The sequence below is a fragment of the Aeromonas sp. V90_14 genome, assembly GCF_029967615.1.
Taxonomy (GTDB): Bacteria; Pseudomonadota; Gammaproteobacteria; order Enterobacterales; family Aeromonadaceae; genus Aeromonas; species Aeromonas hydrophila.
The window spans coordinates 49,241-60,409 of the sequence record NZ_JASCAS010000036.1; the positions used below are offsets into that span (position 1 = coordinate 49,241).

10 protein-coding genes are annotated in these 11,169 nt (G+C 58.7%); 5 read left to right on the top strand and 5 right to left on the bottom strand.

Annotated features, from left to right (window positions below):
- Positions 1 to 19 precede the first annotated feature (19 nt).
- Genes fliD through QLG02_RS15430 form a run of 4 tightly spaced genes read left to right on the top strand, consistent with a single transcriptional unit; the run spans position 20 to position 4,268 of the window.
- On the top strand, positions 20 to 1,429 hold the full coding sequence (gene fliD / locus QLG02_RS15415; protein ID WP_282465598.1) for a flagellar filament capping protein FliD: 1,410 nt from the start codon (positions 20 to 22) through the stop codon (positions 1,427 to 1,429).
- Positions 1,430 to 1,454: 25 nt separating this feature from the next.
- Positions 1,455 to 1,877 carry a flagellar export chaperone FliS gene (gene fliS / locus QLG02_RS15420; protein ID WP_077096643.1) on the top strand — a complete coding sequence of 141 codons (423 nt, stop codon included), beginning with the start codon at positions 1,455 to 1,457 and terminating at the stop codon, positions 1,875 to 1,877.
- Positions 1,874 to 2,173, top strand: a complete 300-nt coding sequence (locus tag QLG02_RS15425; protein ID WP_166463618.1) for a hypothetical protein — start codon at positions 1,874 to 1,876, stop codon at positions 2,171 to 2,173. The genes fliS and QLG02_RS15425 overlap by 4 nt, the downstream gene beginning before the upstream one ends.
- 7 nt (positions 2,174 to 2,180) lie before the next feature.
- A complete protein-coding gene (locus QLG02_RS15430; RefSeq protein ID WP_348994635.1) occupies positions 2,181 to 4,268 on the top strand; it encodes a 6-hydroxymethylpterin diphosphokinase MptE-like protein in 2,088 nt (695 codons plus the stop codon).
- Positions 4,269 to 4,355: 87 nt separating this feature from the next.
- Here QLG02_RS15430 and QLG02_RS15435 read toward each other — a convergent pair whose 3' ends face one another.
- The 5 genes from QLG02_RS15435 to QLG02_RS15455 form a co-directional block, all read right to left on the bottom strand.
- Complete coding sequence (locus QLG02_RS15435) at positions 4,356 to 5,177, bottom strand: cobalamin-binding protein (protein ID WP_282465600.1); 822 nt, start codon at positions 5,175 to 5,177, stop codon at positions 4,356 to 4,358.
- The gene (locus QLG02_RS15440; protein WP_282465601.1) at positions 5,170 to 6,120 is read right to left on the bottom strand and encodes a cobalamin biosynthesis protein; all 951 of its coding nucleotides are present in this window, start codon (positions 6,118 to 6,120) and stop codon (positions 5,170 to 5,172) included. Before QLG02_RS15440 ends, QLG02_RS15435 begins: the two co-directional genes overlap by 8 nt.
- Positions 6,117 to 6,809 (bottom strand): 5'-methylthioadenosine/S-adenosylhomocysteine nucleosidase, encoded by a 693-nt coding sequence (gene mtnN, locus QLG02_RS15445; protein ID WP_219281514.1) that lies wholly within the window; start codon positions 6,807 to 6,809, stop codon positions 6,117 to 6,119. The genes QLG02_RS15440 and mtnN overlap by 4 nt, the downstream gene beginning before the upstream one ends.
- A gap of 107 nt (positions 6,810 to 6,916) precedes the next feature.
- Complete coding sequence (locus tag QLG02_RS15450; RefSeq protein WP_282465602.1) at positions 6,917 to 7,675, bottom strand: transporter substrate-binding domain-containing protein; 759 nt, start codon at positions 7,673 to 7,675, stop codon at positions 6,917 to 6,919.
- A 94-nt stretch (positions 7,676 to 7,769) separates the two neighbouring features.
- Entirely contained in the window at positions 7,770 to 8,702 is a 933-nt protein-coding gene (locus tag QLG02_RS15455) for a ZIP family metal transporter (RefSeq protein WP_282465603.1), read from the bottom strand.
- A gap of 377 nt (positions 8,703 to 9,079) precedes the next feature.
- On the opposite strand from QLG02_RS15455, the gene QLG02_RS15460 reads away from it, so the two are divergent.
- Positions 9,080 to 10,711, top strand: a complete 1,632-nt coding sequence (locus QLG02_RS15460) for a methyl-accepting chemotaxis protein (protein WP_282465604.1) — start codon at positions 9,080 to 9,082, stop codon at positions 10,709 to 10,711.
- Positions 10,712 to 11,169: the final 458 nt, after the last annotated feature.

Sequence of the window (11,169 nt, forward strand, 5' to 3'; positions counted from 1 at the left end):
ACTTAAGAGGAGAGTGAGTATGCCCACCATTACGTCTGCAGGTGCCGGCTCCGGACTCGATTTGGAGTCAGTGATTGCTGCCAGCGTCGATGCCAAAAAAGCACAGCTGATGCAGCCCATCACCACCAAGAAGACCAACACTCAAATCACTCTCTCCGGTGTGGGGCAGCTGAAATCTGCCATCGCCTCTTTTGTGACGACCTTGCAGGCGATGGCGAAAGATGACGCGTTCAACAAACGCTCCATCAACATTACCCAGGACAAGGACAAGCCAGTGCTCAAGGTGGAGAGCAAGGCCGGGGCCTCCAATGGGCAATATGATATCAGCGTCGAACAGCTGGCAAAAACCAGCAAATTTGACGGTACCTTCGACTCGTCGACCACCCCTCTTATCACCCAAGACGGAAAATTGACGTTCAAGGCGGGCGACAAGACCTTTGATGTCGATGTCAAAGCTGGCGATTCGCTGCAATCCATTCGAAAGCGCATCAACAATGACGCAGACAACTTCGGTCTGAGCGTCAACATCATGAATACCTCCGATGGCAAATCCAAGCTGATGATCGATTCAGGGGTCAGCGGCAGTGGTAAGGATCTGCAGATCACTGGCAACACCACCGAATTGACCGACAATCTGGTCTCCAAGCTGACCAAGCGCCAGGATGCTCAGGATGCCAAGATCAAGGTAGATGGCAACACGCTGACCAGTGCGACCAATACCTTTGATGGCACTATCGTCGGGCTCAAACTGACCGTGCTGAGAGAGTCGGACAGTACGACCTCTACCGATGCAGGCGGCAATCCCGTCAAGTCCTACAGTTCCAATAAGGTTGATGTAAGTACCGACAAGGCCGGCATCAAAGACATGGTCAAAAGCTTTGTCGACGGCTACAACGCCCTGGTGAAGAAGAGCAATGAGCTGGGCAAACGCAACTCCATCGTGGCCGGAAAAAGCCAGAATGATGGCGGAGCGCTGGCTGGTGACGCGACGACACGCGCCGTGATCAACATGATGAACGGTGCCATTACCGAACCCTCACAAAAATCCTCAACCTATTCAACGATTTTCCAGATGGGTGTGAAGATGGACAACAAAGGGGTTCTCTCCATTGATGACACCAAGTTCAGCGAGGCCATCGACAAAAACTTTGATCAGGTGGTGGCCGTTTTTGGCGGCAAGGATGGGGTGGCAGGTAAACTGGCCGGACAATTGGAAACCTATTCCAAAACCGGTGGCTTGCTGGCCAAGCGGGAAGATACGCTGAATTCGGATCTGCGTGAGGTGAGCCGCAAGGAGTCGGATGTCGCCTCTCAGCTGACCAAGTATCAGGAGACCTTGCGTGCCCGTTATGGCAGCCTGGACTCCATGCTGGCCAAGATGAACAAGTCGGCCTCTTATCTCAATTTGCTCAATACCAAATCGAATTAATACGTAGTCAGGAGCCGTGTCTCGTATGTATCGGAAAAATATCAAGGCGTATACCACCCAGAATCTGCAGTCCGAGCTTGCAGTGGCAGATCCCTACCGGGTGATCCAGTTGCTGATGCAGGGCTGTCTCGAGCGGCTTGCCCAGACCCGTGGCGCCATCGAGCGTCGTGATTTCGAGGGCAAATCCCAGTCTGTGTCCAAGACCATGGCCATCATCAATGGTTTGCAGGACTCGCTGGATCTCTCTTACGGCAAGGTGCCTGAGGATCTTTTTGCTCTGTATGACTATATGAAGGCACGAATGATGGATGCCAGCCGTGACATGGACATCGCAGCCATCGATGAGGTGATGACCCTGATGCTGACCGTCAAAAGCGGCTGGGATGCCATTCCGGTCGAAGAGCGCGACAAGGCCATTGCCCAGCAAAAAGCGGGCAGGACGGAATGAGCGATGCCATTCTGTCCGGGTTGATGGCTCACGGCACCCAGCTGTTGCTGCTGCTGGAGAGAAATGAGTTGTCGGCAGCGGAGGCACAAATGGATCACTATCTTGATGCTTTTGATGGTGTGTTTCGGCAGTTCCCTGTGGAAAGCCACCTTGATATGGAACGGCAGCAGGCTCTGTTGCAGTTTCAAATGATCCATGAGCGAATCGCGAGCGCCAGGAGTCTGGCAGAAGATGAATTGCGCCAATTCTCCAAGGCTGGGCGAGCAACAAGCCTTTACAAGTCGAATGCGGGTTAAATATCGAATGGATTTTAATAAAAACATAGAAAGTGCAGAGGAAGAGCTTTCCCGTCTTGCAGTTCAAAAAGAACAGGAAGCCGCCATGCTGGCGGTGCTGCCTGTTCGCCATCAGCTCAATATGGCTGCCTTTGAAAAATATATGCCAGGGATCCATGCCTTTTTCAAAGAGTACCAGCCAACCAGACCCTTCCGGTTTTTCTGCAACGAGAACGGCATTCCAAATATTCTGTGGCTTGATGACAAGGTTTCCCTGTATGGAGACGATCCCTTTACCGAAGCGCAAGCCCAGATTGCCGAGGTGATCGAGCAGAGCGTATTGCAATGCATCGATTTTGTACCTCAATGGTGTATGGAGGGGCAGATCCATATTGCCTATAACAATACCATCTCCGAACTCAAAGAGAATGTGTCGCTGGAAGGTTTGCCGCTTCGCAAGGCGCTGAATGCGGATATTCCCTTGTCATTCATGTACGGGATCGGACTGGGTTATCAGCTTGGCTATCTTTATGAGAAATGCAGGGTCAGGAATCTGTTTGCCTTCGAGCCTGACCTCGACATGTTCTATGCCTCGCTTTATTGTTTCGACTGGCACCAACTTCTCGAATATATGGAACAGGAGTCGCTGAGCCTGCATCTTTTCATCGGTGTGGATGAGCAACTGCTGGTGGCCGACATGATGGAAGCCTTGCATCGCAAGGGCGCCTTCTGGTCGGCGAGTTACTTCTCATTCTGTCATTATCACTCACCCAAGCTGCATGACTTGATCGACAAGGCTGAGGGGGAGCTTTATCTGCTCAAGACGGGCTGGGGCTTCTTTGATGACAATATTTATGCGCTGGCCCACAGTCACACTCATCTGCAGGATGGTACGCCGTTCCTGAAGCGGGAGCGGGATACCTCGTTGGCCGAGCAGGTACCGGTATTCGTGGTCGGTAATGGGCCGTCGCTGGATCAGAGCATCGATTTTATTCGGCAGCATCAGGGGCAAGCCATCATCATCGCCTGCGGTACCGCCGTCAGTGCCCTGCACAAGGCGGGCATCAAGCCTGACATATACGTGGCGGTGGAGCGAACCAAGAGCTCGGCAGATTTCCTGCGCATTCTCGGTGCGGATGATTTCCTCAAGAATGCAGTGTTCCTCAGCGTCGATGTGATCCACCCCGAGTGCAAGACCTTTTTCCGCAAAACGGGGCTGACTTTCAAGCCTAATGAACCCATGTTTGCCATGCTGGCCAGCCGTTTGGGTCAGACTTTCGAGTATGAGTCCATTGAGTTTTCCAACCCCTTCGTTGGCAATACCGGTCTCAACTATGCAGCCCTGCTCGGTTTCAAGCAGGTATACCTGTTCGGGATAGACAATGGCTACAAGTATGCAGACAAGCATCACTCCAGTCTGAGCCTCTATTACAACGAGAAGAAAGAAGCCAAGTACGACGAGAATTTGAAGGATACATTCCCGGCTCCGGGCAATTTTGGCGGGGAAGTGCGGATCAATCACCTGTTTGGTCTGGCCATTCATAATATGACGCGCGTGCTGACTGGCCATCCGGATATACGCTGCCTGAATTGCAGTGATGGTGCCTACATTGACGGTGCCATCCCTCAACGGGTTGATGCTCTGCAAATCAGCGGCCCTGAGCTGGATAAAATCGCTCTGCTTGATGAGCTGATGGCGCGCAGCTTCCAGCCGTTCGACATGACCAGTATCGACTTCAATGCCGCGCTCAATGTACCGCTGTTTGACGATTTGCTGGAGAAGTTGCGTACCGACTGGCAAACGGTCAAATACGAGCACAATGAGATATTGGCCATGATGCAGCGTCATCACGATTATCTGCTTTATTTGCTGATGAGCCGTGATTGCCATCTTTATCGCATTTTGATTGGCTCGATGAACTATTTCTACGCCAACATCATAGGTTTGATGATGACCCTGCTTGACGCTGCTCCTGACAAGTTCGAAGCCAAGATAAAAGAGGCCGAGACTATCCTCGAGCGCTTCTTTGATGATGCGAAGCCGATTTATGCCGATGCCTTCCAGCGTCACGATTCCGTCTATTTCGTCGGATTGGATATCTTCAAGCAGAAATAACGGCTATCCCTCATCACATGTCTGCTGAATAAAAAACACCGGCGTTGGCCGGTGTTTTTTATTGTGAAAATAACCACGCAACGTGGCCTACTGGTTCGGCTGTTGCGCCTCTTCAATGACCCGACATATCTGCTCCACGGCGTTGAGCGCTCTCGGGGTGAAACGATGCAGTTCATCCGAGTTGATGAGGTGCAGGTGCTGATGGCAGACGGCGTCCAGATTGGGCCACTGTTGCCAGTGGTGCAGAGCGTCAGGATCTTGACTCCCCGCCAGGATCAGCGCCGGATTGGCCTTGATCACCTGCTCCAGGCTGACCTGAGGGTAGGGCGTGCGGGCAGCTGCCATCACGTTTTCCCCGCCGCACAACTCGATTGCTTGGGCGGGCCAGGCATTGCCGCTAACGCTGGTGAGCGGTGGATACCAGAGCTGATAAAACACCTTGATATGCTTGGGCTTGCCGTAGCGCTGACCAAGTGCGGCCAGGCGGGCGAGATAGGCATCGGCCTCGGCATTGGCGGTTTGTTCCACCCCCAATGTTTCTCCCAGCGCCCGCATCTCGGTGGCGAGGGAGGCAAAGTCGGTCGGTTCTGAATAGAACACCGGGATCCCCAGCTGCTTGACAGGGGCCAGCATGCGGGATTGGGCGGAGCGCCAGGCGACGATCAAGTCGGGCTTTTGGGCCAACAGGGCTTCCAGATTGATGCTGCGGTAATTGGCCACCTGGGGCAGGCGTTTGACCTCGGGCGGATAATCGGAGGCATCGTCGGTGGCCACGATGCGATCGCCGGCGCCGATGGCAAACAGCAGTTCGGTCAGATGAGGGGTGAGGCTGACGATGCGTGTCGGCGTCCCGGCCAGCAGGGCGGGCGACACGCACAACAGGCAGAGCAGAGTGAGCCATCTAGCCATGCAGCTGCTCCAGCACAGTGAGCAGCAATGCCAGCGTCAACCAGCCCCAACCGGCTTGTTGCAGGCGGTTGAGCAGGCGCAGGGCCGTGCCGGCATCCGGCTCGGCGGCGGCGTTAAACACGGGAAAACGGATCAAGCTGCCCTGATAGTAGCGGGGGCCACCGAGCTTGCAGCCCAGCGAGCCGGACAGCAGCGCCAGCAGTATTCCCATGGCGGGGTAGGGCCAGCGTATCGCCATGCGCAGCCGGCTTGCCAGCTGGCGCAGTTGGGTCAGGCACAAGGGCAGTGCCAGCAACAAGATGGCAGGGGTACACAGGGCCTGATAGAGCACGGCGGCGGCCCGGCCAAAGTGGGTAAAGGCTGGCAGTTTCGGACTCCAGCCCTGATTCATCAACTGGGCGAGGCGCCACAGCAGGGCGCCTTGCACACCCGCCAGGGCAAATCCCAGCAGAGGGCCGGCCCACTGCCCTATCAGGCGCAGGGTGCAGCTTTCGCTGACCGCCTTGGCAAGCCCCATCAGAGATAGCTTGCCGGTATCGCGCCTGAGCCAGGGGGCGGCCTGCAGCCGGGCCACCACCAGCGTATCCTGGTCTGTCAGCGAGCGAGTGGCACGGGCCAGCTCCCGCAGCGGACGCGATTCCAGCATCAGCAGCAGAAACAGCAGATCGAACAGCGGCTCCGAGAGCGAGAGGTTGCGCACCGCCCAGAGTCCGGCGGCGCAAGGCAGCCAGACAATCAGCATGGCCAACAGACCTGCCTGCAATTGCTGCCCGGGGGCGCCATCGGGGCGACACACCTTGTGACCCAGCCGGGTCAGCAGCGGCACGACGGCGGAGAGCCGATAGTGGGCCGGCCAAGGCACGATGGCCTCCAGCAGGGCGGCACCGAGCAAGATGGCCGCCGGAGTGGCGGCCATCTGTTCCAGCGTGGTGAGTGGGATCACAGCTTGCCGAGCATCTTGATGATCACCTCGGCGGAGTGCTTGCCGGCCACCTCGATGAAGGCATCGAAGGATTCAACCTGTTCCTTGCCGGCGATGTCGGACATGGCACGCACCACCAGATAGGGCACCTTGAACATGTGACACACCTGACCGATGGCCGCCCCTTCCATCTCGACCGCCAGCATCTGCGGGAAGTCGGCACGGGCTTTGGCGATGGCGTCCGGCTTGCACATGAACTGATCGCCGGTGCAGATGAGGCCGACTTTGGTCTGATGCTTGCCCTGCTCGGCGATGCAATCCTGAGCGACAGCGATGAGCTTCTCGTCGCAGGGGAAGGCGGCCGGTTGCTGTGCCATCTGGCCCATCTCATAGCCAAAAGCGGTGACATCCACATCGTGGAAGCGCATCTCGCTGGCGATCACCACGTCACCGATGTGCAGGTCCTGGGCAAAGCCGCCGGCAGAGCCGGTATTGATGACGCAGTCGGGAGCGAATTTTTCCAGCAGCAGGCTGGTGGCGACGCTGGCGGCGACTTTACCGATGCCGGAGCGGGTCAGGATCACTTCCTTGCCTGCCAGGGTGCCCTGATAGAACTCGCAGCCGCCCAGTTGCAGGGTGGTCGGGTTGCTCATCTGGCTGCGCAGCAGGGCCACTTCCTGTTCCATGGCGCCGATAATACCTACTTTCATCACTCACCTCGTCTTGATGGCCATGCGGCCGAATAAGTTGTTGTGGATCATAACAAAAGTTGGCGATGGCGCCGAGCATTCCGATGCTGCGCGATGTGAAGGGGCGCTCAAGGGTAGCGCTTGGCGAGGTCAGCCAGCTCGCCGCTGTCCGCCAGCCGTTGCAGGGCATTGGCGAACAGGGCCAACCGGGTAGGGGAGGTGCGCTGGTAAAACAGGATATAGAAGGGAATGGTCTCCATGGCGGTGGGGAGGATGCGAATTTGGCCGCTCAGATGGTGGCGCAGCAGGTCGGCCTCGAAGCCGGGTGAGCGGTAGTAGACGAAGCGCCCTCGTTTCATCAGCAGCTTGACGTAATTGGCGGCACTGCTGATCCCGCCGCTGTCGATGATGAGCCCCTGCAGGGCCTGTAGCCGCTCGATGGCACCGCTGCCGTGATTGATGAGGATGATGCCCTCTTCACCAAGGGCCCTGACGTCGTCCCACTGACGGATCTCGATTGGATCATCGCTGCGCACTGCCAGGTGGTAGCGTACGGTGAAGATGGGGGGCTGCAGATAGAGGAAGTGGTTGCGACGATCCGGGTTGTCGCCCACGCTGCAGATGAAGTCGAGCTGGCCGAAACGCACCTGCTTCTCCAGTCGCTTGAGGGGCACAAAGCGCTGATCGCCCTGGATGCGCAGGGCGGGCTCCTGGCGCTCCAGCAGTCGAAACAGCTCGACGCAGAATCCCCCGATGCGGCCATCCGCCATCTGGGTGTATTTGGGGGCGGATTCGGGCTGCGCCGCCGTGCGATAGATTTCGGTGGCAGAGACGGCCCGGTGAGCGACTGCCAGCAGACAACCCAGCATCATCACTCGGAATATCATGTCATGCTGGCCCTCTATGCGTGGGGAAATGCGACGTTGCCCGCCGATGTCACGGCGCTAGTGCTCAAACATTACGCTATATATCAGAATCTTATCAACCAAGCGCCGTATCGAGGGTCATCATCAAGGCAAACCCGGCCATCAGGCCCAGGGTAGCGTGGGTCTGGTGGCCATTGCGGTGAGTCTCGGGGATCACCTCATGGGAGACCACGAACAGCATGGCGCCGGCGGCCAGTCCGAGGCCGATGGGATAGGCGATGGCCAGCCCGCTGGAGAGGCCGACGCCGAGCAGGGCCCCGAGCGGCTCAAGCAGACCGCTGCCGATGGCGACCAGCACGGCTTTGCCGGGGCGAAAACCGGCGGCGCACATGGCGAGCGCCACCGCCAGCCCTTCCGGTATGTCCTGCAACGCGATGGCGGTGGTGAGCGGCAGACCCACCGACATGTCACCCTCCGAGAAGCTCACCCCGATGGCCATCCCTTCCGGCAGGTTGTGCAGGGCGATGGCAAACACGAACAGCCAGACCCGGGAGCAGCTCTCGTGACCGGGACCACAGGGGCCGGTCTTGTCATGCTCATGGGGGGTGAATTGATCGAGCCCCAGCATCAGCAGCACCCCGAGGGTCATGCCTGCCACCACCACGGCGGCGGCGAGAAAGCCGTTGCCGGTGAGCCCCTCTGCCGCCTCGAGCCCCGGCAGCAGCAGGGAGAAGGCGCTGGCCGCCAGCATCATGCCGGCGGCAAAGCCCAGCATGCTGTCTTCCACCCGCTGGGGGACCGAACGCAGAAAGAGGGCAGGCAAGGCCCCGAGCGCGGTGGCGGCAAAGCCGGCCAGGCCGCCGAGCAGGCCGTAGCGAACGCCGGGGCTGATGTCGCCGGCGGCCAGCATCACCAGACTCTGCAGCAGCAACAGCACAACGGCCGCCAGTGCAACGAGCAGGCCGACGGCGATCACCGGGCGTGCCCGCAGTTGCTCGCGCAGCTGGGCAGACCAGGAGGAAAGGGGCGGGGCCGACGCGTTATCCATGAAGATCACCTCTCTTGCTTGATGGCGGGGACGGCGAGGCGCCATCCGGAAACTCTTGCATTACAGCGAGCCGGGCCTGACTTGTCCATGCCGGCGCATCGATTGCATTCATCGGCTAACTATTTGAAATGATTTGGTCGCCTTGAATAGTTTGTGATGAAGATCGGGTTGTACGGAAAAACAACTTGCTTTGTTGCGGCGAAATCTGGTGAAGGAGTAGGCAGGTTTGTGGTAAAGTGCCGCCCTCGCGAAACCCACCCTTCCCTTGGTCTTTCGCTACGTCCCATCTCCCGCCAGGAAAGCCCGGGTTACCAGTTCATACGGATGTGATCGCCACTGTGCACCTGCTTGTCAGCAGTCGAGGATCACCAGCCACCATGTTTTACAAAAATCTGTCTATCGGCAAAAAGATTGCCGTGGTCTTTGCGGTCATTGCCGCCGTCAACGTGATATTCGGTATTTTTCTCTCCAGCGAGCTGCGCGGCGTGCGCGATCGCGTGCTGAATTTTACCGACTCCACCCTGCCGAGCGTGCTCTCGGTCGAGAACCTGCTCTACGACGTATCCTACGTGCGCCGTGCCCAGTTTGCCCTGCTGATGGTGGATGACGCCACCGATCTGCAGGCCCGTCGCGGCCGGATCCAGGCCAGCGTCCAGAAAGTCGAGCAGGCTTTTCGTGCCTATGAAGCCACGGTCGGTGCCGACCATGAGCGCCAGGTGTTCAACCGCGCCAAGCAGGAGTGGCAACGCTATCTGAACTCGGTCAATCTGGTGGATCAACTGCTGGTGCAGGGTCAGCTGGCCCAGGCCAAGGATCAGCTGTTCCAGTCCAACCCCATTTATGGCGAGCTGGAGCAGGCGGTCAACGGTCTGGTGGAAGTGAACCTGGGCTTTGTGAAAGAGAACCGTGGCAGCCTGCTTGGCAGCGTCAACATGGTGACCAGTTTTGCCATGGTGAGCATCGGCAGCCTGCTGCTGTTCATGGTGGCCATGACCTGGTTCCTGACCCGCCAGATCTGCCTGCCGCTGCAGGCCGTGGTGGCGCAGGCCAACGCCATCGCCGCCGGCGATCTGACCCATCAGCTGGATCGCCAGCACATCGGTCGCGACGAGCTGGGCATGCTGGCCAAGGCCTCCCTCAAGATGCAGGACAACCTGCGTGGCCTGATTGAAGAGGTGGTGGCCGCTGTGACTCAGCTGGGTGCCGCCATTGAAGAGGTGAGCGCCGTCTCCGAGCAGTCGGCACAGGGGATCCAAAGCCAGCAGCAGGAGATCTCGCTGGTCGCCACCGCCATGGCCCAGATGAAGGCCACCGTGGCCGATGTGGCAGGCAACACCGAGACCGCATCCGAGTCGGCCAGCTCCGCCAATGCCTTGGCACGCCGTGGCAATCAGGATGTGCAGAGCTCGCTGATGTCCATTACCCGGGTTGCCGAGGAGATTGAACAGGCGGGCACCCTGGTCACCGAGCTGGAGCGTGAATCCGCCCAGATCAACGTGGTAGTTGACGTGATCCGCGGCATCGCCGACCAGACCAACCTGCTGGCACTCAACGCCGCCATCGAGGCTGCCCGCGCCGGCGAGCAGGGCCGCGGTTTTGCGGTGGTGGCCGATGAGGTACGCACCCTGGCGGGCCGCACCCAGGCTTCCACCGGTGAGATCGTGGCCATCATCGAAACCCTGCAGGCACGTGCCAATCAGGCCAAAGAGGTGACCGGCCAGAGCTGCGAGATGATCCGCCAGTGCGTGGGTCAGAGCGAGCAGACCAGCAACGGCATCCAGCAGATTGAAGAAGCGGTGGCCCAGATCGCCGACATGGCCATTCAGATCGCCAGCGCCTGCGGCGAGCAGGATGCGGTCTCCGATGAGCTGGGTCGCAACGTGGAGCGGATCAACGAATCCTCCAACGAGGTCGCCGTTGGGGCCGATCACACCGCCCGCGCCTGCCTGGAGCTGAGCCAGCTGGCCGCCGGTCTGCGTCAGACCATCGGTCGTTTCCGCCTGGCGTAATGCTGCTGGGCGCCAGGGAGGGCGACGCAACCGCTGCTTGTATTGGCAGGCACCCAAACAACCCGGCTCTGGCCGGGTTGTTTGTTATTGGCTGGCGGCTACTGTCATGTGGTTTGCAATGAAGGGATAACAACACGGGTTCGGTGAACGGCGCAGCAAGTCTGCGATGGCAGAAGCTAGCAGCCGGGGTGGTTCGAGAGCCGCCTGAGGGAGGAGGCCGGGTGGTGGCGCAGAGCTGGTTCTGGTTCGAAGGGGGAGCATCCTCTTGCCGCGTTGACGAGATATCTACAAAGGCCGCCTTGGCTGGGCAACGGATGCAGTCACCCCGATGGGATAGGTAGGGCAATGACATGTGGGGATATGGGCGCAGACTGGCACGCTTTCCTTGCTGACTGCCATAAAAAAGGCTATGTCCCAATTACGTGTTGCATGGGGCGCCCCAGCGCCTCATGCAAGCA

Coding starts and splice junctions, on each gene's coding strand:
- fliD (WP_282465598.1), top strand. CDS start 20: ATGCCCACCATTACGTCTGCAGGTGCCGGCTCCGGACTCGATTTGGAG.
- fliS (WP_077096643.1), top strand. CDS start 1,455: ATGTATCGGAAAAATATCAAGGCGTATACCACCCAGAATCTGCAGTCC.
- QLG02_RS15425 (WP_166463618.1), top strand. CDS start 1,874: ATGAGCGATGCCATTCTGTCCGGGTTGATGGCTCACGGCACCCAGCTG.
- QLG02_RS15430 (WP_348994635.1), top strand. CDS start 2,181: ATGGATTTTAATAAAAACATAGAAAGTGCAGAGGAAGAGCTTTCCCGT.
- QLG02_RS15435 (WP_282465600.1), bottom strand. CDS start 5,177: ATGGCTAGATGGCTCACTCTGCTCTGCCTGTTGTGCGTGTCGCCCGCC.
- mtnN (WP_219281514.1), bottom strand. CDS start 6,809: ATGAAAGTAGGTATTATCGGCGCCATGGAACAGGAAGTGGCCCTGCTG.
- QLG02_RS15450 (WP_282465602.1), bottom strand. CDS start 7,675: ATGATATTCCGAGTGATGATGCTGGGTTGTCTGCTGGCAGTCGCTCAC.
- QLG02_RS15455 (WP_282465603.1), bottom strand. CDS start 8,702: ATGGATAACGCGTCGGCCCCGCCCCTTTCCTCCTGGTCTGCCCAGCTG.
- QLG02_RS15460 (WP_282465604.1), top strand. CDS start 9,080: ATGTTTTACAAAAATCTGTCTATCGGCAAAAAGATTGCCGTGGTCTTT.